This window comes from Arenibacter troitsensis (genome assembly GCF_900177645.1).
Taxonomy (GTDB): domain Bacteria; phylum Bacteroidota; class Bacteroidia; order Flavobacteriales; family Flavobacteriaceae; genus Arenibacter; species Arenibacter troitsensis.
The window spans coordinates 110,984-130,923 of record NZ_FXAO01000005.1 but is presented as its reverse complement, the minus strand read 5'-3'; the positions used below and the strand labels follow the sequence as shown (position 1 = coordinate 130,923).

The 19,940-nt window shown below is 41.1% G+C and carries 19 protein-coding genes; 9 read left to right on the top strand and 10 right to left on the bottom strand.

Annotation, left to right across the window (positions count from 1 at the left end; all coding sequences use genetic code 11):
- Positions 1 to 56: 56 nt before the first annotated feature.
- From B9Y87_RS12500 to B9Y87_RS12485, 3 genes are all read left to right on the top strand, one after another.
- Positions 57 to 2,366, top strand: a complete 2,310-nt coding sequence (locus B9Y87_RS12500) for a M1 family metallopeptidase (protein WP_085499345.1) — start codon at positions 57 to 59, stop codon at positions 2,364 to 2,366.
- A gap of 467 nt (positions 2,367 to 2,833) precedes the next feature.
- The gene (locus tag B9Y87_RS12490; RefSeq protein ID WP_085499343.1) at positions 2,834 to 3,115 is read left to right on the top strand and encodes a Sec-independent protein translocase subunit TatA/TatB; all 282 of its coding nucleotides are present in this window, start codon (positions 2,834 to 2,836) and stop codon (positions 3,113 to 3,115) included.
- Position 3,116: 1 nt separating this feature from the next.
- Positions 3,117 to 3,671, top strand: a complete 555-nt coding sequence (locus tag B9Y87_RS12485; RefSeq protein ID WP_085499342.1) for a phosphatase PAP2 family protein — start codon at positions 3,117 to 3,119, stop codon at positions 3,669 to 3,671.
- A gap of 999 nt (positions 3,672 to 4,670) precedes the next feature.
- On the opposite strand, the gene B9Y87_RS12480 is transcribed toward B9Y87_RS12485, so the two are convergent.
- Positions 4,671 to 5,312: an O-methyltransferase gene (locus tag B9Y87_RS12480; RefSeq protein WP_085499341.1), complete on the bottom strand. Its 642-nt coding sequence runs from the start codon at positions 5,310 to 5,312 to the stop codon at positions 4,671 to 4,673.
- Between the two features lie 41 nt (positions 5,313 to 5,353).
- Here B9Y87_RS12480 and B9Y87_RS12475 point away from each other — a divergent pair, with 41 nt between their 5' ends.
- The 3 genes from B9Y87_RS12475 (at position 5,354) to B9Y87_RS12465 (ending at position 8,391) form a co-directional block, all read left to right on the top strand.
- Positions 5,354 to 5,818 carry a GNAT family N-acetyltransferase gene (locus B9Y87_RS12475; protein ID WP_085499340.1) on the top strand — a complete coding sequence of 155 codons (465 nt, stop codon included), beginning with the start codon at positions 5,354 to 5,356 and terminating at the stop codon, positions 5,816 to 5,818.
- 64 nt (positions 5,819 to 5,882) lie between these two features.
- On the top strand, positions 5,883 to 7,154 hold the full coding sequence (gene kynU, locus B9Y87_RS12470) for a kynureninase (RefSeq protein WP_085499339.1): 1,272 nt from the start codon (positions 5,883 to 5,885) through the stop codon (positions 7,152 to 7,154).
- Positions 7,155 to 7,242: 88 nt separating this feature from the next.
- Entirely contained in the window at positions 7,243 to 8,391 is a 1,149-nt protein-coding gene (locus tag B9Y87_RS12465; protein ID WP_085499338.1) for an MFS transporter, read from the top strand.
- A 15-nt stretch (positions 8,392 to 8,406) separates the two neighbouring features.
- On the opposite strand, the gene B9Y87_RS12460 is transcribed toward B9Y87_RS12465, so the two are convergent.
- Complete coding sequence (locus tag B9Y87_RS12460) at positions 8,407 to 9,093, bottom strand: hypothetical protein (protein WP_085499337.1); 687 nt, start codon at positions 9,091 to 9,093, stop codon at positions 8,407 to 8,409.
- A 275-nt stretch (positions 9,094 to 9,368) separates the two neighbouring features.
- On the opposite strand from B9Y87_RS12460, the gene B9Y87_RS12455 reads away from it, so the two are divergent.
- Together B9Y87_RS12455 and B9Y87_RS12450 are read left to right on the top strand one after the other, a co-directional pair.
- Entirely contained in the window at positions 9,369 to 9,917 is a 549-nt protein-coding gene (locus B9Y87_RS12455; RefSeq protein ID WP_072863430.1) for a ClpP family protease, read from the top strand.
- Positions 9,918 to 10,242: 325 nt separating this feature from the next.
- Positions 10,243 to 11,607: an FAD-dependent oxidoreductase gene (locus tag B9Y87_RS12450; protein WP_085499336.1), complete on the top strand. Its 1,365-nt coding sequence runs from the start codon at positions 10,243 to 10,245 to the stop codon at positions 11,605 to 11,607.
- Between the two features lie 53 nt (positions 11,608 to 11,660).
- On the opposite strand, the gene B9Y87_RS12445 is transcribed toward B9Y87_RS12450, so the two are convergent.
- Complete coding sequence (locus tag B9Y87_RS12445) at positions 11,661 to 12,440, bottom strand: zinc ribbon domain-containing protein (RefSeq protein WP_085499335.1); 780 nt, start codon at positions 12,438 to 12,440, stop codon at positions 11,661 to 11,663.
- Positions 12,441 to 12,442: 2 nt separating this feature from the next.
- The gene (locus B9Y87_RS12440) at positions 12,443 to 13,537 is read right to left on the bottom strand and encodes a Nif3-like dinuclear metal center hexameric protein (protein ID WP_085499334.1); all 1,095 of its coding nucleotides are present in this window, start codon (positions 13,535 to 13,537) and stop codon (positions 12,443 to 12,445) included.
- 49 nt (positions 13,538 to 13,586) lie between these two features.
- On the opposite strand from B9Y87_RS12440, the gene lpxK reads away from it, so the two are divergent.
- Positions 13,587 to 14,591 carry a tetraacyldisaccharide 4'-kinase gene (lpxK, locus tag B9Y87_RS12435; RefSeq protein WP_085499596.1) on the top strand — a complete coding sequence of 335 codons (1,005 nt, stop codon included), beginning with the start codon at positions 13,587 to 13,589 and terminating at the stop codon, positions 14,589 to 14,591.
- Here lpxK and B9Y87_RS12430 read toward each other — a convergent pair.
- From B9Y87_RS12430 to B9Y87_RS12410, 6 genes are all read right to left on the bottom strand, one after another.
- Complete coding sequence (locus tag B9Y87_RS12430) at positions 14,588 to 16,138, bottom strand: response regulator (protein ID WP_245808701.1); 1,551 nt, start codon at positions 16,136 to 16,138, stop codon at positions 14,588 to 14,590. The genes lpxK and B9Y87_RS12430 overlap by 4 nt on opposite strands.
- A 30-nt stretch (positions 16,139 to 16,168) precedes the next feature.
- Positions 16,169 to 16,786, bottom strand: a complete 618-nt coding sequence (locus tag B9Y87_RS22170; RefSeq protein WP_245808700.1) for a hypothetical protein — start codon at positions 16,784 to 16,786, stop codon at positions 16,169 to 16,171.
- 23 nt (positions 16,787 to 16,809) lie between these two features.
- Entirely contained in the window at positions 16,810 to 17,820 is a 1,011-nt protein-coding gene (gap, locus tag B9Y87_RS12425; protein WP_085499333.1) for a type I glyceraldehyde-3-phosphate dehydrogenase, read from the bottom strand.
- A 69-nt stretch (positions 17,821 to 17,889) separates the two neighbouring features.
- Complete coding sequence (lipA, locus tag B9Y87_RS12420) at positions 17,890 to 18,765, bottom strand: lipoyl synthase (protein ID WP_085499332.1); 876 nt, start codon at positions 18,763 to 18,765, stop codon at positions 17,890 to 17,892.
- A gap of 324 nt (positions 18,766 to 19,089) precedes the next feature.
- Complete coding sequence (locus B9Y87_RS12415) at positions 19,090 to 19,656, bottom strand: RNA polymerase sigma factor (RefSeq protein ID WP_139827221.1); 567 nt, start codon at positions 19,654 to 19,656, stop codon at positions 19,090 to 19,092.
- A 36-nt stretch (positions 19,657 to 19,692) separates the two neighbouring features.
- Positions 19,693 to 19,896: a hypothetical protein gene (locus B9Y87_RS12410; RefSeq protein WP_031444904.1), complete on the bottom strand. Its 204-nt coding sequence runs from the start codon at positions 19,894 to 19,896 to the stop codon at positions 19,693 to 19,695.
- Between the last annotated feature and the right edge of the window lie 44 nt (positions 19,897 to 19,940).

Here is a 19,940-nt window from a genome sequence, read left to right as displayed (position 1 = left end):
TAACAATCTATTATATAATTGTTAAATTCCCGCGCTAAAAAAAATTAATTTCAAATATGAGTAGAATGAAACATGTTTTTGCTTCGCTATTGTTCATGATAGCGGCACTTGCTGTTGCCCAGGAAGAAGTAAGGACCGAGCGGGAGCCCGGACACCTTAATCAGAATAAATTTAAGCAGCTTTATGAAGAGTTTGCTACCCCTAATACCTATAGGTCGGCCTCAGGGGCACCGGGTCCGGATTATTATCAACAGCAGGCAGATTATAAAATGGATATTGAGCTCGATGATAAAAATGCCAGGATCTACGGTTCGGAAACCATAACCTATACCAATAATTCACCAGATGACCTTTCATTTTTGTGGGTACAATTGGATCAGAACGTACGTTCCAAAACTTCCAAATCGCCCTTACGAGATGGTGAGGCGGTGCCTTTGGCGGAGCCTGTGGAAAAGTTTGCCCAAAAATATATGACGGAGCCTTTCGACGGTGGATTCAATATAGAATATGTAAGGGATGCCAATGGAAAGGCCTTGCCCTATACTATAAACCAAACCATGATGCGGATAGACCTTCCTCAGGTTTTAAAAAGCAAGGGGCAGGTTTCCTTCTCTATAAAATGGTGGTACAATATTCCGGACCATACCGTAAATAGGGCGCGTTCCGGATATGAGTATTTCCCCAAGGACGGGAATAGGGCTTATGTAATTGCCCAATTCTTCCCAAGAATGGCAGTCTATAGCGATATAGAGGGTTGGCAGAACCATCAGTTCTGGGGCAGTGGGGAATTTGCCCTTCCTTTTGGGAATTACGAGGTGAATATTACCGTTCCGGCCGATCATATTTTGGACGGTACCGGAGAGCTTCAGAATATGAAGGAGGTATTTTCCAAGGAAATGATAAGTAGGTATGAAAAGGCTAAAAAATCCTATGACAAACCAGTGATTATTGTTAGTCAGGCCGAAGCCGAAGCCGCCGAAAAAGGATTTTCGGACAAGAAGAAAACTTGGAAGCTTAAGGCAGAAAATGTTAGGGACTTTGGTTTTGCTACTTCCCGTAAATTTATTTACGATATGCAGGCAGTGAAAATTGGCAATAAGGATGTTATGGCCATTTCCATGTATCCCAAAGAAGGCAATCCGTTATGGGAGGAGTATTCCACCAAGGCGGTGGCCCATACCTTACGTTCCTATTCCGCCCATACTTTTGATTATCCCTATCCTAAAGCCATATCGGTCCACGCCAAAAATCAGGGAATGGAATATCCTATGATCTGCTGGAACTACGGGAGGCCCAATGAAGACGGTACCTATTCCGATAGGGTAAAATATGGGATGATCTCTGTAATTATCCATGAAGTGGGACATAATTTTTTCCCTATGATCGTTAATTCGGATGAACGCCAGTGGGGTTGGATGGATGAAGGTTTGGATACCTTTATGCAATATATGGCCGAGCAGGAATTTGGGGTAGCCTATCCCGAAGCCATTGCCCCCAATAGTAAATATCCATCCGGTAGAGGGGAGCCTTCCAAGATAATACCCTATATGTCCGGGGATCAAAGTACCATAGCACCTATTATGTCCAATCCGGAGAATGTATATCAATTAGGGAACAACGCCTATGGAAAACCGGCTACGGCTTTGAATATTCTTAGGGAAACCGTCATGGGGAGGGAACTTTTTGACCATGCGTTTAAAACCTATGCACAAAGATGGATGTTTAAACATCCGTCCCCTGAAGATTTCTTTAGGACCATGGAAGACGCTTCGGCGGTTGATTTGGATTGGTTTTGGAGAAGTTGGTTCTATACTACGGATTATGTGGATATAGGGGTAAAGGGCGTCAAGAAATATTATGTTTCCGATAGGCCTTCCAAACAAATGAGGGAAATAATGGCGGCAAGGAATATTAAGGAAGAGGATCTGCCTCCCATGGTTTATTTGGAGGAGGAAGACTCGGAAGATGCAGATGCCAAGTTAAAGGGAAAGGCACCATCGGAAAATTCCAAGACATTAAAGGAATTTATGATGGACAATCTGTCGGCGGCTGAGCGAAATGCCATTGAGGAGCCTAAATATTTTTATGAGATTACTTTTAATAAACCAGGAGGCATTCCTATGCCTTTGATCGTAGAATATAGCTATGCCGATGGTTCCAAGGAAAATATTACCTACCCACCGGAAATATGGCGAAAAAATGATCAGGAAGTAAAAAGGGTACTCGCTTCCCGTAAGGAGTTGGTAGGGATTGTGGTGGATCCAAAGGCAGAAACTGCCGACATTGATACCACCAATAATTCATGGCCTGCCAAAGAGGTTAAATCCGACTTCGAACTTTTTAAAGAGAATATAAACGGGAAATAATTTTATTAGTGAAACTCAATTTTGAGAAGTCAGTAAGATGTACTAAAAATGTCAAGTTGAACTAATCCCGCCTTTATCGGCACGATCTAGGTTCAATACTTCAACCCTCGGGTCGATTCCTATTATTGGATTCAGGGTTTGCCTTGAGGTTTAGTACAATATATCTAGGTTTCGCTTTATCGCATATGGAAACAGCAGCATATTTAATGCTGCTGTTTCCATATAATTAAAGCCCCGACACCGTATTGCCTAACAACAATAATGGTGTCGGGGTTTTTCATTTGGGCATTATTCTTTTGCGGCCAAATCCATAGGAAGTGTTTTGTTATCTCGGAATTAAATGGTAAAGGGCTTGTTGTGAATGTAATAAATGCTTGTTCCGGATTTGTTTTAAAGGGTTCTGGTTACCTAAAAAAAGTTAACCATATTTTTTATGCAGCTGTCAAACTTCTCATTATATTTGTGTTATGTTAAGTACGATAATTCTATTTATTAGCGGGGGAGAAATCTTTTTTATCATGTTTATCGTGGTAATGGTTTTTGGCGCCGACAAAATTCCTGGCATAGCCAAGGGATTGGGAAAGGGCATGCGACAACTGAAGGATGCCACGGAGGATATAAAGAAGGAAATTCAAAAAAGTGCCGAGAAGCAGGGCATAGATACTAGCTTTGCGGACGATATAAAGAACGAAATCAATAAAGTGAAGCAGAACGTTGATGAGGTAACCGGCGTTGTCAAAAGAAAGTAATATGTTGGACCAACTGCTGCAGTGGGACAAGGATACCTTTATTTATTTGAACAGTCTGGGCATCGAGAATCATGATGTCTTTTGGTCTACCATAACTAATTTCTCTACTTGGATTCCCTTATTTATTTTATTTGTAGTCCTTGTATTTAGGGCATATCCCAAAAAAGAAGCATTTTGGGCTCTCGGCACCATACTGCTTACCTTGGTCGTAGTAGCAGTACTTACAGGAATCACCAAGGAATTGGTGGCACGTCTTCGTCCAAGCAATACAGAGGAAATAAACACCTTGATCCGGATTCTTAAAAGTCCCACCGGCTATAGTTTTTTTTCGGGCCATGCTTCCAGCTCCTTTAGTATTACGACTAGTGTTTTCTTATTTCTCAGGGATAAATGGAAATGGACCTGGCTCTTCTATATTTGGCCACTCTTGTTTGCGTTGAGTCGAATTTATGTTGGAGTACATTACCCCTTGGATTTGATCGTAGGTGCCTTGGTAGGGATTCTCTTCGCTATTTTGTTCTACCGCTTGTACCATAAAGTTGGAAGGGCAAAGTAAAGTGTAGCGTCCCCTCCCTGGCCCTCCCCCAAGGGGAGGGAATGTACCGCTGCCCTACATGGAATTCTCCCTCCTTGGGAGGGTTAGGGGGAGGACTTTCAAAGTTGGCCCGTACTTATCTACTTTCAAAGTTTAATTATACCCCCTGTTTTTGTAATGATAGTTAGGGAGGAGTACTGTGTTTGGTCCCCTCCCTGGCCCTCCCTCAAGGGGAGGGAATGTAACGCTGCCCTACATGGAATTCCCCCTCCTTGGGAGAGCCTGTCCCGCCTTTTGAGCGGGAGGGTTAGGGGGAGGACTTTCAAAGTTGGCCCCTACTTATCTACTTTCTAAGTTTAATTATACCCCCTGTTTTTGTAATGATAGTTATGGAGGAGTACTGTGTTTGGTCCCCTCCCTGGCCCTCCCCCAAGGGGAGGGAATTTAATTTGTAAATCGACAAGAATTTGCTGCTCTAGGTAGCATTCCCCCTCCTTGCTTGTGCTGCTTTTTGTGGTTTCAAACCTATTTCCCCCTCCATGGGAGAGCCTGTCCCGCCTTTTGAGCGGGAGGGTTAGGGGGAGGACTTTCAAAGTTGGCCCTTGCTTATCTACTTTTAAAGTTTAATTATACCCCCTGTTTTTGTAATGATAGTTAGGGAGGAGTACTGTGTTTGCACCCCTCCCTAACCCTCCCCCAAGGGGAGGGAAAGTTATTTGTAAATCGAAGTGAATGTGCTGCTCTAGGTAGCATTCCCCCTCCTTGCTTGTGCTGCTTTTTTGTGGTTTCAAACCTATTTCCCCCTCCTTGGGAGGGGGTTAGGGGGAGGACTTTCAAAGTTGGCCCTTACTTATCTACTTTCAAAGTTTAATAATACCCCTTGTTTTTGTAATAATAGTTAGGGAGAGTACTGTGTATGGTCCCCTCCCTGGCCCTCCCCCAAGGGGAGGGAATGTACCGCTGCCCTACATGGAATTCCCCCGCCTTTTGAGCGGGAGGGTTAGGGGGAGGTGGCAACCCTTACAACACCCTACTTAAGGTGAGTCCGTCCCTAATGGGCAACAATACCGTTTCTACCCTGGGATCGTTCCTCAATTTTTTATTGTAATCGATCAAAATTTTGGTAGCCTTGTCCTTAGGATCCAAAGGCTCTACAACCTTCCCGGACCAGAGCACATTATCCGATAGAATTACACTGCCAGGGCGACATTTTTTTAAGGCAGCCTCGTAGTAGTGGTCGTAACTTACTTTTTCGGCATCAATAAAAACCATATCAAAAATGAGGTCCAGTTGTGGTATTATCGCCAGGGCATCGCCTGTATGCTGTATAATTTGGGAACCATAGCCGCTTTCGTCGAAATACCTTCTTTGCATAGCATGGAGTTCTTCATTTATATCAATCGTGTGCAATGTTCCCTTCTGTTGTAGGCCTTCCGCAAGGCATATGGCAGAGTAGCCGGTGTAGGTGCCAATTTCCAAAATATTTTTCGGACCTATTATCTTGGATAAAAGACTCAATACCCTACCCTGAAAATGCCCGGTGATCATCCTTGGTTGAATTACCTTTAAATGGGTCTCCCGTGTCAGCCTTTGGAGTAATTCGGGTTCCGATTGTGAATGGTCGGCAATATATTGTTCCAATATGGAAGATAAAAAATGCATAAGGATTACTTTGTATATTTAAGCCTTCAAATATAATGATCATGCTACAATATACCGTAAGAACGGCAACATTGGACGATATAAATATGCTATTGACTTTTGAACAGGAAATAATTCGCGCAGAAAGACCTTTTGACGAAACGCTGGATAAAGATCCGATCAGTTATTATGACTTAAGACAACTCATATTGTCAGACGAGGCGGAGGTGATGGTGGCAGAGCTCGGTTCTAGGATCGTAGGTTCGGGCTATGCGCTGATACGGGACGCAAAACCTTATTTGGACCACAAAAAATACACCTATCTAGGGTTTATGTATACCGATACGGATCATCGTGGCAAGGGTGTTAATAAGGCAATTGTGGATGCTTTGATGCTCTGGTCCAAATCCAGGGGGATCCATGAGGTTAGGCTTACGGTCTACAATGACAATGCACCTGCTATTAGGGCCTATGAGAAAGTGGGCTTTAAAAAGCATATTTTGGAAATGAGGGTACGTATTGATTGATCAAATTTAGAGGGCCATATACCACTTAGGGCCGTAAATTGTATTTTTGAATAAAATTTAGGATATGGAATTTAAAAATTCGTTAGTGTTTGCCCAACAATTGGACGCAATTGATCCTCTTAGGAAATACCGTAACGAATTCCATTTTCCCAAGGTAAAGGGCAAGGATGTTATTTATTTTACAGGAAATTCCCTAGGATTACAGCCAAAACGCAGCCAAAAGTTTATAGACGATATAATGAAGGATTGGAAGGACTTGGCCGTGGAAGGCCATTTCCATGCGGAGAAGCCTTGGTGGGATTACCATGAGCGGTTGGCAGCCCCTTTGGCAAAAGTGGTAGGCGCCAAGACCCCGGAGGTTTCCGTAATGAATACCTTAACAGTAAACCTTCACATGCTGATGGTCTCTTTTTACAGGCCTACCCAAAAGAGATTTAAAATTATTTGTGAGGAAAAGGCATTTCCTTCAGATCAATATATGTTGAACAGTCAGGTACAATTTCACGGTTTTGATCCCGATACCGCCATAGTAGAGGTTAAGAAGAGACCGGGTGAAAATTTTTGGCAAACCCAGGATGTATTGGATAAGATTAATGAAGTTGGGGAAGAGCTGGCACTTGTGCTCATAGGTGGCGTTAATTACTACAATGGTCAGGTTTTTAATATGGAGGCCATAACCAGGGCAGCCAAGGCACAGGGAGCATTCGTAGGATGGGATTTGGCGCATGCAGTGGGCAATGTAGGCCTAAATCTGCACGATTGGGGGGTCGATTTTGCCGCTTGGTGCAGTTATAAATATATGAACAGTGGTCCTGGGAACGCTTCCGGGATTTTTGTACACCAGAAATATCTTAATAATAACGAGATACCTAGATTTGAAGGCTGGTGGGGAACCAGGAAGGAAACCAGGTTTTTAATGAAACCAGAGTTTGAACCTATGGAAAATGCGGATGCATGGCAGGTAAGCAATCCTCCAGTACTTTCATTGGCGCCTTATCTGGCCTCTTTGGAAATGTTCGAAGAAGTGGGTATGGAGACCCTGATTTCCAAAAGGAAACTCATTGTGGCTTATTTGGAATTTATTCTCCAAGAGATAGATAAGGAGACTGAAGGGTCTTTTGAAATTATTACCCCAAAGGACAGGGGCTGTCAACTTTCCGTGTTTTTGCACGGGCAGGGGAAGGAATTGTTCAACTATTTAATGGAAAATGGCGTTATCACAGATTGGCGCGAACCCAATGTAATTCGTCTGGCACCTGCACCTTTTTATTGTTCCTTTGCCGATATGTACAACTTTGGTCAAATTCTTAAATCCGGAATCTTGGCGAAGGGCTAGGTTTACCGTAAACCCTTCCTGTTTTTTTTCTTTTTAATTGTTAAATTTCCGGCCTTAAACCTAAAGCCCTATAACTGTCAAATCCTTTATGAAGTCACTTCGTCTTATTCTTTCCAATCCTAGATATTTTGCACCTTCATGGGTATTTGCCAGTATTAATATTTTGTTCGGTACTTGGGCCATTTATATCCCTTCGGTGAAGGAGAAATTGGGTATTGATAAGGCCGATCTTGGCATAGCGCTATTTTTTCTGTCATTGGGCGTATTTATAGTCTTTCCCATAGCTGCCAAAATCATCAATAAGTTGGGGGTGGGCAAGGCTACATGGTACGGAATAATTTTTAGTAGTGTAGCGGCTTTGTTTCCTTTGTTGGCGCCCAATTATTATTTTTTAATGGCGGGACTTTTTTTATTGGGGGCCGGAAATGGCTTTACCGATATTGCCATGAATACCCTGGTTACGGAAATTGAAAAGGAAGATAGGCAAAACTTTATGTCGGCTTCCCATGGCTTTTTTAGCTTGGGTGGGGTAATTGCCGGTCTGGGCAGTTTTCTGATTTTTACGATCAATAATCCCGCCTTACACATGCTCTATGCCGTAATTTTGGTCCTTGTAGTAAATTTTATATTCCATAAAAACTATAGCCATATTGTAGCGGCACCGGTAGAAAAAGAGCCATTTAGTCTAAAACTGTTTAAACCGCTCTTGGTGCTGGGAATTATTTCCTTTGTGGTAATGGGGGGGGAAGGGGCCATTGTGGATTGGAGTGGGTTGTTTTTACAGGAAATAAGCATGGCCCCCGAAACACTGATAGGCACCGGTTTTTTGGCATTTTCCGTAATGATGACCTTGGGGAGGTTTTTGGGAGATAGCATTAGTGCCGCCATAGGTCCCATTAAAATAGTGGCCTTGGGTGCATCTATTGCCATTGTAGGTTTCGTCTTTGTCCTTAGCACCTATACCTATATGGCCATTGTTGGATTTGCACTGATTGGACTTGGTTACTCGGTAATTGTTCCGGAGCTCTTTAGGATAGGGGGGACGGTCAAGGGTGTAGATTCTTCCCAAGGCGTGTCCTTTATAGCCGGCACGGGCTATTCCGGTTTTTTGATTGGGCCGGTAGTGCTGGGATTCGTAGCCGAGAGTTATTCCCTCAAGTATACCTTTATAATTCTTTTGGCATGCACCATTCTAGTGCTTGTTGCCACTTTAAGGCTACACGGGAAAAAGCGGTAATTTGCAAATTAATTCCTATGGGTTTTTTGAAGTGACCTTAATGTTGGTAAAATACAACTTAAAACTACCATCTTCATTTTGGTGCATCTCGGCAATTTTTAATCCGTTTATATCTGTATAATTTTCCCAGGTGGTGACAAGGGAAGGCTCTGGCTGATTGGATCTTCTAAATACCCATTCCTTGATCATATAGTCGTTGCCGAAATAAAAATCATAGGCATCGCCCGGAGTGTAGCCTCCTTCGTTTCCATAAACAATGGTGAGTTTTTGCATTGGGTTTTTGCTGATAGGGGCCGGCACGTCACTTTTATGGTCGTAGGTGATATTGTTTTTGTCCCAGACCAGATTAAATGGAGCCAGAAACCAATATTTGTCATTGATAAATGCCCCGTTCAATTTGGTGGCCGCACTGTCCATTGCGGTGCGGTTGTAGGAAATGGTATCTCCTTTGTTGATGGAGGTAATGTCGTTGGTAATGGTGTTCCATACCCAGCTACGCTCGGAATGGCTGTCGGCTCTATCCACATTGAATGTAAAAGCAATTTCCTTTACATTTCGGAATTGATTGAAACCATGAGCATTGGCTACCTTGTCCAAAATGGAAAGTTCCATTATTGGAGCGGTCACTTCCGATTTTTTATCCGTTTTACAACCACTTAAGATGAGCGTGAAGCAAAAAATGGCTAGTACTAGTTTTTTCATGTTTGGTTTTTATCAAAGATAATAGGTTTTTGGTAAAATCCTTAATGTTACCTAAATACATTATAAAGAGAAGTCAAAACATAGGCCGATCTGGGCTTTGTTTTACCAACTTTGTCAGTTTCCGTAAAGAGTGATCATTGGATACTTGGAATTAATATTGGCAATTATCAAGGTTGTTGTTATACGCCAATAAAACGGAATGGGCTATCAAATAATTTAGCTACCATAATTCCCAATAAATTCATTATTTTTGAAACTTAATAAGAAATCGAAAAATGAGTTCAAAAAAAGGAAAGATACAAGAGGCAATAGACGAAAAATTGCTGGGCGAAAGAAAAGTTTTTCTTTGGGGAATGGTAGATGATGATACCGCCAAGCACGTAATCGATCGTTTGTTGTATTTGGATATGCAAAACAACAAAGAAATTCAATTGTACATCAATAGCCCTGGCGGTTATGTCACTTCTGGGTTTGCCATGTACGATACCATTAAATCATTAAAGAGTCCGGTTTCTACCATTTGCTCTGGTTTGGCGGCTTCTATGGGGTCCATTTTATTATCGGTAGGGGCCAAGGGAAGACGTTTTATTCAGCCACATGCCCAAGTGATGATACATCAGCCAAGTGGTGGTGCCAGGGGGCAGGCATCAAATATAGAGATACAGGCCAAAGAAATCATAAAGACCCGTGAGCTTAGTGCCAAAATACTGGCGGAAAACTGTGGTCAGGATTTTGAGAAGGTTATGAAGGATTTCGATAGGGATTATTGGATGAACGCAGAGGAGTCCATAGCCTATGGTATTGTAGACGGAATTCTGGAATAACCCTGTCCCAACTTGTTTATAATCAATATCAATTAGCATCTTATGTAAAAGGAAAAGTCCTTCACAATCTTAATGTGAAGGACTTTTTTATATATGGACGCCTAAGCGGTATGTGTTATATATACGTGAAGAACCTGATGTTTGGATGTTCAGGAAAGAAAAATTTTTGGAATTGGGATATTTTTTTTGATCAAAGTTTATTATTCGGAGTATCCAAATGTAGGCATTGTGGGCATTTTGTGATGTTATTGCCCTTTTTTATACAAGTTACTTTATTTTATTACATTTATTACTTTAACGTTTACTTTTCCCTATTAAAACTAGTATGATACAAACTCCTAAAAAAATTGCTATTATCGGTTCAGGATTGGTAGGATCCCTATTGGCAATTTACCTTCGGAAGTTGGGCCACCAGATAACGGTTTACGATCGGAGACCCGATATCCGAAATGTGGAGTTTTCCGGCCGATCCATTAATTTAGCCATGAGCAATAGGGGTTGGACGGCCTTGAGGGAGGTAGGTATTGAGGATGAAGTAAAGAAAATCGCCATTCCTTTGGACAAACGTGCCATTCATGTTGCCGGGAAACCGGAATATTACCAAAAATATGGTAAGGAAGGAGAGGCTATATGGTCTATTTCCCGGGGAATATTGAATCGTAGAATGATAGATCTGGCCGAAGATGCAGGGGTTATTTTTCGGTTCGAGGAAAAGGTGTGGGATGTAAACCTTCCCGAAGGAAAAATATATACCGGTGCTACGGAGAAAGGGAAGTGGAAGGAATATCTATACGATATAGTTTTTGGCTGTGATGGGGCCTTTTCCCGAGTTAGGCACAAAATGCAGCGTAGAAGCAGATTTAATTACGTTCAGGAGTTTATAGATGTGGGCTACAAGGAGCTTACTATACCGGCCAATGAGGATGGTACCCATAAGCTGGACAAGCATTCCTTTCATATTTGGCCCAGGGGGAAGTTCATGTTCATAGCCATGCCCAATATGGATGGTAGTTTTACCTGTACGCTCTTTCTTCCATTTGAAGGGGAAGTGTCTTTTGAGAATATAAACTCCAAGGAAGAAGCCAAAGACTTTTTTAATACCTATTTTCCAGATGTTACCCCGGTTATTGAAGACCTTACTACAGATTTTTTTAACAACCCTACCAGTGCCTTGGTGACCATAAAATGCTACCCTTGGACCTATTGGGATAAGGTGGCTTTGGTAGGTGATTCGGCCCACGCCATTGTGCCATTTTATGGACAGGGAATGAATGCTGGCTTTGAGGATATATATGCCCTTAATAAGATCATTGCCAAGTATGGGGACGATTGGGGACAAATTTTCAGCACCTATCAAACAGAGCGTAAACCCAATGCAGATGCCATTGCGGAACTTAGTTACCGGAATTTTGTGGAGATGAGCAGTATGACGGCCGACCCCAATTTTATATTGCAGAAAAAGATTGAAAAGCGATTTGCCAATAAATATCCGGACAAATGGATTCCTGCCTATTCACGGGTTACCTTTTCCAATAAGCCCTATGTAGAAGCCTTGGCCAATGGGGATGCACAGGAAGAAATAATGAAGCAAATAATGCAAATTCCAAATATTAATGAGATTTGGGAAAGTGAGGAGGTTGACCAAAAGATCCTCAGCTTGTTGAGCGAAAAAGAAAAATACGAAGTATAAAAAATAAGGGCCATCTTTCAAAGATGGCCCTTATTTTTTATGGGTGGTTTTTTCTAAAGTTTAGAAAAAAGCTTTTGCATTTTTTCTTGTTCCTCTTCGGCCAAAACTGGGTCTACCAATATTCTTCCACTGTGTTCATCACTGATGATTTTTTTTCGGGAAGCAATCTCGACCTGTACTTGTGGCGGAATGGTAAAGAAAGATCCACCTGAAGCACCTCTCTCAATAGGAACTACTGCCAAACCATTTTTTACATTGCTTCGGATTCTATTATAGGCCTTTACCAAGCGCTCCTCAATTTGGGATTGGTACTCCTCCGATTTTTTCAAAAGTGCCTTTTCTTCCTTTTCCGTTTCGGCCAAAATGGCGTTCAATTCGCCTTTCTTGTGTTTAAGGTGCGATTCCCTTTCCGTCAATCGTTCTTTGGTAGCGGCTATAACTTCTTTTTTCTGCTCTATTTGGGCCTTGAACTCCTTAATGTTCTTTTCTGCCAACTGAATCTCAAGTTCTTGAAATTCAACTTCTTTGGTCAACGAATTAAATTCCCTGCTGTTACGGACGTTCTTTTGTTGTTCCGCATATTTTTTGATCAAGACTTTGGCTTCATCAATAAGATTTTTCTTGGCGCTTATTTCGTAGTTTATGGTTTCAACATCGGTTTTAAGCTTGTCCATTCTTGTTTTAAGGCCAAGTACCTCGTCTTCCAAATCTTCTACTTCTAGAGGAAGTTCTCCCCTAACATTTCTTATCTCATCAACTCTAGAATCAATTAATTGCAAATCATATAGTGCTCTTAACTTTTCTTCTACTGTTGTTTCTGTCTTTGTTGCCATATTTAAAAATACTTGATGGGATTTGTTTTGCTCTCCGATAAAGAGACTGCAAAATTAGGAATTTTTTTCGTAAGATAATCAACTAAGAGATTTTTTGTAAACTGCTCTGTTTCATAGTGCCCAATATCTGCCAAAAGTATTTTGCTTTCCGCCTCATAGAATTGATGGTATTTTAGATCCGATGTTACAAAAACATCAGCATTGGCGGCTATTGCGGCCGATATGGCAAAGGAACCGCTTCCTCCCAAAACTGCAACTTTCTTTATTTTTTTACCAAGAAAATCTGAGTGCCTAATGCAGGAAACATTCATTTTTTCCTTCAAAAATTCAAAAAATTCCGTTTCCTCCATGGATTTTTCCAGATTTCCTACCATACCCATGCCAATGTTTTGGTTTTTATTTTCCAAAGTTTGTATCTCGTAGGCAACCTCTTCATAAGGATGGTTGCCAAAAAGGGCCTTCAAAATTTTTTGTTCATCCGCCCTGCCATAGGTAACGCTTATCTGGGATTCATCCTCATAATGTGTTTCCCCTATTTTTCCCAAATAGGGATTGGCTCCTGCCTGGGCTTGGTAGCTTCCGCTGCCATCCACCATAAAACTGCAATTGCTATAATTGCCAATATTACCTGCTCCCGCATGGAATAGAGCAGTTTTAAGGGCATCGGTATTCTCTTTTGGGACATAGGTGGTCAATTTTCTAATGGTGCCCTTCTGGGGGATTAGAATGTTTGTGTTTTGCAGCCCCAAGACCTCACAGATTTTAGCATTCACCCCCTTATTGCTATTGTCCAGGGCAGTATGCATACTGTATATGGCTATATCGTGTTTTATGGCCTTTATTACCACCCTTTGCACGTAATCGGAGCCGGTTATTTTCTTTAATCCTCCAAAAATAATGGGATGGAAACTAACTATAAGGTTACATTTTTTGGCTATGGCTTCCTCAACCACATTTTCCAGAGTGTCCAGAGTTACAAGGATACCGTTTACCTCATTATTGGCATTGCCTACCAAGAGTCCAACATTGTCAAAATCCTCGGCATAATTCAGCGGCGCCAATTCCTCTAGGATATCTATAACTTGTTTTATGATCATTTTTAAAATTTATGGTCTTCCAAAGATAAAATATTATATTTTCGTTCTAATGCAGCTACTTAGAAAATTAGGTTTTCCCATTTCATTGATATACGCCCTAGTGGTATATCTGCGCAATTATTTCTATGACATAGGATTGTTTACTTCCAAATCCTTTGATACCACAACCATTTGCGTGGGAAACCTCAGTGTAGGGGGTACTGGTAAAACCCCAATGATTGAGTTTTTGGTTGGCCATGTAAAAAAACATGATAAAATTGCGGTATTGAGCAGGGGGTATGGTCGAAAATCCAAAGGCTATGTGCTAGCCAAACCTGGATTGGAGGTAGAGGAGCTTGGGGATGAACCCTATCAGATCTACAAAAAATTTCCAAATGCCTTTGTCGCTGTGGATGCGGACAGGCAACATGGTATTTCCATATTGGAGGAAACCATTAGGCCAAATGTTATATTGTTGGATGATGCGTTTCAGCATAGAAAGGTAAGATGCGATCAATATGTGTTGCTCACTTCTTACGACAATTTGTATGTTGACGATTGGTATTTGCCTACCGGTAATTTAAGGGATAGCAAACGGGAAGCAAAGCGGGCCAATATTATTGTGGTTACCAAGTGTCCATCAAATTTGAGTGTGGCCGAGCAACAAAGAATACAGAAAAAATTGAAGCCTGGTCCAAGTCAGAAAGTAATTTTCAGCTTTTTGGAATATGAAACTAAATTAAAAGGTACTACAGGGGAGATGGACTTGGCCGAGCTTAAAAATAAAAAAGTAACCCTGGTCACTGGTATAGCCAATCCACAGCAGTTGGTAAGCTTTCTTCAGGCTCAAGGAATTGGGTTTGAACATTTGGCCTACGCTGACCACCATTTTTTTACAGAAAAGGAGATTGCCTTGTTCAATAACAGGGAGATAGTACTTACTACCGAAAAGGATTATGTAAGGTTGGAGGGTAAAGGTGAGAATTTTTATTATATAGGGGTAAGGCACAAATTCATGAATGGGGGAGAGGAAGTATTATTGGATTTGTTGGACGAAAGCCCTACTACATCTTAGGCTTCAATTTTTTTTTTCACATCAAAGATGTTCTCTCCTATTTTTTGATAGAATACCTCAGGTTTAAAAGGTTTTGTTACCACGTCGTTACAACCGGCCGCATAAAAACTTTCCAAACTGTCATCCAGGGAAATTGCGGTAAGGGCTATGATGGGTACCAATCTATTGAACTTTCTGATTTCTATGGTAGCCTCTTCACCACTAATTCCGGGCATATGGATATCCATAAGGATACAGTCGTAATCTGTTTTTCTGACCATGGCCACTGCTTCCAGACCGTTATTGGCAATATCACAGGTGATTTCCTTCTTGTTCAGCATTTTCTTGGTAATCACTTGGTTGATTTTGTTATCCTCCACGACCAATATATGTAGGCCTGCAAAATCGTATTCCACCTCGGTAATTTCAAACGGGATGTCATCAATAAGATCATCCTTGCTTTTTAGGTCCAATTCAAAGAAAAAGGAACTTCCTTTGCCTATTTCACTCTTAAGTCCAATTTTACTGCCAAATAGGCCCAACAAACTTTTTACAATCGTCAGACCTAGGCCTGTACCACCATATTCCCTATTAATTTGGATAGAGCCCTGTTCAAAGCTGTCAAAAATGGTAAGCTGTCTTTCCTTATCAATCCCAATACCATTATCCTTTATTTCAAAATAAATGGTTAGATTCTCTTCCACTTTTTTGGCAAGCTTGGCAATAACCGTAACTTGACCTCCTTTGGTGAATTTTATTCCATTACCAATAAGGTTAATAAAAACTTGGGAAAGCTTAAGGGGGTCGCCCAAAAGATGTGACGGAATATCTTCATCAAACTCCAGTACAATTTTTGTTTTGTTGGCCTTGGCACTTTGGTGTAGGGAATTAATGACTTCCGAAAGTATCTTTTTAAGATTAAAATCTATTTGTAGGGCTTCCAGCTTATCGGCATCAATTTTGTTGATCTGAAGTATGTCGTTAATGAAATTCAATAAATAGTCACCGGAAAACTTTAATGATTTTAGATGTTCTTTTTGATTTTCACTAGGGTTCTCCTCCAGCAACAAATGTGTTAGGCCGGTGACCGCATATAGTGGTGTTCGCAATTCGTGGCTTACCGTGGAAAGAAAATTGGTTTTGGCCTCCATGGCCATTACCGCAGCATCCCTTGCGGCCTGCAATTCATTGTTCTTGGTATGTAACAGGTCGTTTGTCTTTAACTTGATCTGGTTGTTTCTGTATAACGAAATGGCCAGTATGGAAATTACAATCAAAAAGGCGGCGGTTAAAATAGCCGTTATTTCCGTTCTATTTTTGGATTGGTTAAGTTCTTCTATCTTGGCTTCCTGCCGGCCAATCTCATCCTTCATAAACTTGGTCTGGATGTTATCTGCCGTTTTGGTCTCCGCTAAACTTTTTTCTATGGTAAAAATAGAGTCCTTAATGTGTAGTATGTTCCTATTATAGGCCAGTGCAGATTCAAATAGCCCTAGTTTTTCATTGGACTCTGTAAGTAGTCTATTGGCCTCCAGTATTTCCGAATAAAAATTGTTGGCCTTTGCCAATTTTAAGGCACTCTCTGCATTTTTAATGCTCTACTCGTAATTTTGTGTGCTGTTGTTGATCTCCGCCAATTTAATGTGGGCTTTGGCGGCCAGATAGTCCTTTTCATAAATGTCAGTATTTACGGCCAGGGCATTAAAATTTTTGGTAGCACTTTCGTATTTTTCGAGATTTAAGAAAATAATCCCCTCTACAAAAAGAATATTGTTCAGTAAATTTCTGTCGTTGTTGATCTGTTTTGCCTCGTTGAGCATAGAGATGGCCAGAAAATTTTTGCCGTCCCTATAGGAAATAATGGCATCTATATATTTATGTGTAGCCTCACCATAGGGATAGGAAATATCCTTTAAAAGTGATTTGGACCTGTCCGCATAATATTCCGCACTTTCGTCCTTTTGCAGTCGTAAATATAAAATGGCGAATTTATGATAGGTATCTATTAGGGCCTTTTGATCGTTGTTCTTAAAGGCAATCTCCATTGCGGTATTTAATTCCTCGAGGGCAGGTTCAATTTTATTCTTGTTGCCCAATTCCCTTGCCTTATCAAAATGATATTCTATATCCTGTCCGGTAGCTTGACTTTCCTGGGTATAGGAAGGATTTAAACAATAAAACAATAGAAGCGTAAGGAGCCACAATTTTCTGTTCAAATTAATATGTAAGAATTTAGGTCTCAAACGTATCGTTTACTTGTAATATAATCAATTAAATCTACAATTCTACTGCTGTATCCGGTTTCGTTATCATACCATCCTATAATTTTAACCATTTTACCGATTACAGAAGTCATCAGAGAATCAAACGTACAAGAGTAATAAGTATTGTTTATGTCAATAGAAACTATGGGGTCTTTTGTGTAATATAGAATGTTTTTAAGTTCTTTTTGCGATATTTTTAGAAAAGCATCGTTAATTTCTTCAATAGAGGTTTGTCTTTTTACATTAAAAGTAATGTCGGTCAAAGAGCCGTTTGGAACAGGTACCCTTATGCCGCAGCCTCCAATAACATCCGATAGTTCCGGAAATATTCTGGTCAGTGCCTTGGCCGCTCCGGTTGTGGTAGGGACAATGGATTGTGCGGCCGCCCTGGCCCTTCTCAAGTCCTTATGGGGCTGGTCGTGCAGACTTTGATCTGTGGTATAGGAATGGATGGTGGTAATATAAGCCTGCTCTATACCGCAAAGATCTTGGATAACCTTTATCATTGGTGCGGCATTGTTCGTGGTACAGGAGGCGTTGGAGATTATGTCATCTGTTGGGACAAGGGTTTCGTGGTTTATTCCAAATACCACCATCTTTATGTCATCTTCGGATGGCGGAACACTTAGAATAACCTTTTTTGCTCCATTCTTAATATGGTATTCCAAGATGTCCCTCACCTTGAATTTCCCAGTGGCCTCAACAACAATATCAACTTTATATTCGGACCAAGGGATGTCTTTTGGTGAATTGTGGTTTAACAGTGCAACCTTGTTGTTGTCTACGATTATATGATTGTTGCTGTGGGATACTTCTTTTTGAAATACTCCGTGGATACTGTCGTATTTCAATAAATGTGACAATGTAGGGGCATCTGCCAGATCGTTAATGGCCACCACTCTTAAGTGGGGTTGCTCGCTCAGCAGTCTAAATAGGGTACGGCCAATTCTACCAAAGCCGTTTATACCAATATTAATTTGTTTCATAAATAGGGTCAAGCCAATTTATCCGTATAATTTCGGATGGATATTCTAGATAAGGGGTGTAAGGGCTGCTTACTTAATATGTTTGTGTGCCTTGTACGATGATCGTACCAAAGCGCCACTTTCTACATGCCTAAAACCTAATTGAAGGCCTATTTCTTCATATTTCTTAAACTGGTCAGGCAAAATAAATTCCTTTACCGGCAAATGCTTTTTGGAGGGCTGCAGATATTGGCCTATAGTGACCACATCAACATTGGCTGCCCTAAGGTCCTCCATGGTCTGGATTACCTCTTCCTCCCTTTCTCCCAGTCCCAACATTATTCCCGATTTGGTGCGGTTGGCGCCGTTTTCCTTTAAATAGGAAAGGACTCCCAGACTTCTTTCGTATTTTGCCTGTATGCGAACCTCCCTTGTCAATCGTTTTACAGTTTCCATATTGTGGGATATTACTTCCGGCCCAACGGCAAGGATTCGGTCTAAATGGGTATGGATACCCTGAAAATCCGGAATTAATGTCTCCAGTGTCGTAGTGGGGTTCATTCTTCGTATGGCCTTCAAGGTTTCGGCCCATATAATGGAGCCCATATCTTTTAGGTCATCACGATCCACAGAAGTAATTACGGCATGTTTAATGTCCATTATTTTAATGGATCTGGCCACTTTTTCCGGCTCTGCCCAATCTACATCTTCTGGTCTGCCTGTTTTTACACCACAAAATCCGCAGGAACGGGTACAAACGTTTCCTAAAATCATAAAAGTTGCAGTGCCTTCCCCCCAGCATTCGCCCATATTAGGGCAACTGCCCGAGGTGCATATGGTGTGAAGGTTGTACTTGTCCACTAACCCCCTTAACTGGGTGTATTTTTTGCCCGTAGGAAGTTTTACCCGCAACCATTTGGGTTTGCCTTTTGGTGGGATTACACTGTCTATAGTTTCGATACTCATACTATGATTTTGTGCAAATATACGAAATGGGAGGTAGTTAAAATACCAAATGAAGGCAAAGTATGGGAATGCAAAATTATAGAAGTCGTTACTGCCAATATAATGGATTGGTTATTTCTGTATAGTATTTAATCGTGTGATATATGATTGGGGGTAATGGGGCGGGTAGAATTTGTAAAACCGCTTAAAGTGGGGCGTTTTCATTGCTTATGGAGCCAGATTTTTTACAGGGTTCCAATTCCAATGTCCTGTGTCCAACATTTGTGGTAGGTATCCCAATTTGAAGTTTGTTTCTTAAAAAAAACAAGGGGCAATCCAACAGTACTAATTGTTATTTTTGATAATTTCTGCCAGAAGCCTTTTTGCCCTCAGAAGTTTAACCTTCACATTATTGATGGGTTCCCCTAATTTTTCGGCAATTTCGGCATAGGGCAGCTCTTGGAAATACCTAAGATTTATTACCTCTTGGTAGTGTGGTTTAAGCCTTTTTATATACTCCAGCAAAGCGGCCAAGTTTTGTTCGGTAATTAAACTGTCTTCTGGGGAAGGGGCGTCATCCAAAACCTTCTTTATAGCTTCGCTACTACCTTCTTGGTTGCCTTGTAGCACGTTTCTTTTGCTTTTGCGGATAAGGTCGATGTGCAAATTTTTGGAGATGGCGATCAGCCATGTCTTAAATTCATAGTCCTCATTAAAGGTTTGTATCTTGTCAAAAGCCTTGGAAAATGTCTGGATGGTAATGTCTTCGGCATCGTTCTCGTTCCTGGTCCTGATCAATTGAAAGCCGTATACGTCGTTCCAAAAGTTATTTAATAGCGCACTGAAGGCCATTTGATTGCCTAATTTGGCTTTTTCAATAAGATTGGGAAGTGGTTCTTCGGTTTTGTCCAAGATGAGAATTTGTAAAGGGTGATAATAACGGGGATTCTATTGTGTAACGGAATCCTTTCTGCAATCCTGCTCTGTGGGGAGTTTTCCACAGTAGCCACAAGCTTCTCCGTCCTTGTTTAAAAACGGGCTCTGACTGGCGCAAGTTCCCGCAAATTTACCATCCTTTTTAGACCATATTTTTATTGCAATACCTGCAAAAGCAAGTGCTAGTAGACCTATTGTTAAAAATAATAATTTCATATCCCTACATTATTTAATGCAAAGATATGAAATTTATAACCTTA

Bases quoted from the DNA above. Each gene is read 5' to 3' on its own strand.
- B9Y87_RS12500 (WP_085499345.1), top strand. From the start codon at position 57: ATGAGTAGAATGAAACATGTTTTTGCTTCGCTATTGTTCATGATAGCG.
- B9Y87_RS12490 (WP_085499343.1), top strand. From the start codon at position 2,834: ATGTTAAGTACGATAATTCTATTTATTAGCGGGGGAGAAATCTTTTTT.
- B9Y87_RS12485 (WP_085499342.1), top strand. From the start codon at position 3,117: ATGTTGGACCAACTGCTGCAGTGGGACAAGGATACCTTTATTTATTTG.
- B9Y87_RS12480 (WP_085499341.1), bottom strand. From the start codon at position 5,312: ATGCATTTTTTATCTTCCATATTGGAACAATATATTGCCGACCATTCA.
- B9Y87_RS12475 (WP_085499340.1), top strand. From the start codon at position 5,354: ATGCTACAATATACCGTAAGAACGGCAACATTGGACGATATAAATATG.
- kynU (WP_085499339.1), top strand. From the start codon at position 5,883: ATGGAATTTAAAAATTCGTTAGTGTTTGCCCAACAATTGGACGCAATT.
- B9Y87_RS12465 (WP_085499338.1), top strand. From the start codon at position 7,243: ATGAAGTCACTTCGTCTTATTCTTTCCAATCCTAGATATTTTGCACCT.
- B9Y87_RS12460 (WP_085499337.1), bottom strand. From the start codon at position 9,093: ATGAAAAAACTAGTACTAGCCATTTTTTGCTTCACGCTCATCTTAAGT.
- B9Y87_RS12455 (WP_072863430.1), top strand. From the start codon at position 9,369: ATGAGTTCAAAAAAAGGAAAGATACAAGAGGCAATAGACGAAAAATTG.
- B9Y87_RS12450 (WP_085499336.1), top strand. From the start codon at position 10,243: ATGATACAAACTCCTAAAAAAATTGCTATTATCGGTTCAGGATTGGTA.
- B9Y87_RS12445 (WP_085499335.1), bottom strand. From the start codon at position 12,440: ATGGCAACAAAGACAGAAACAACAGTAGAAGAAAAGTTAAGAGCACTA.
- B9Y87_RS12440 (WP_085499334.1), bottom strand. From the start codon at position 13,537: ATGATCATAAAACAAGTTATAGATATCCTAGAGGAATTGGCGCCGCTG.
- lpxK (WP_085499596.1), top strand. From the start codon at position 13,587: ATGCAGCTACTTAGAAAATTAGGTTTTCCCATTTCATTGATATACGCC.
- gap (WP_085499333.1), bottom strand. From the start codon at position 17,820: ATGAAACAAATTAATATTGGTATAAACGGCTTTGGTAGAATTGGCCGT.
- lipA (WP_085499332.1), bottom strand. From the start codon at position 18,765: ATGAGTATCGAAACTATAGACAGTGTAATCCCACCAAAAGGCAAACCC.
- B9Y87_RS12410 (WP_031444904.1), bottom strand. From the start codon at position 19,896: ATGAAATTATTATTTTTAACAATAGGTCTACTAGCACTTGCTTTTGCA.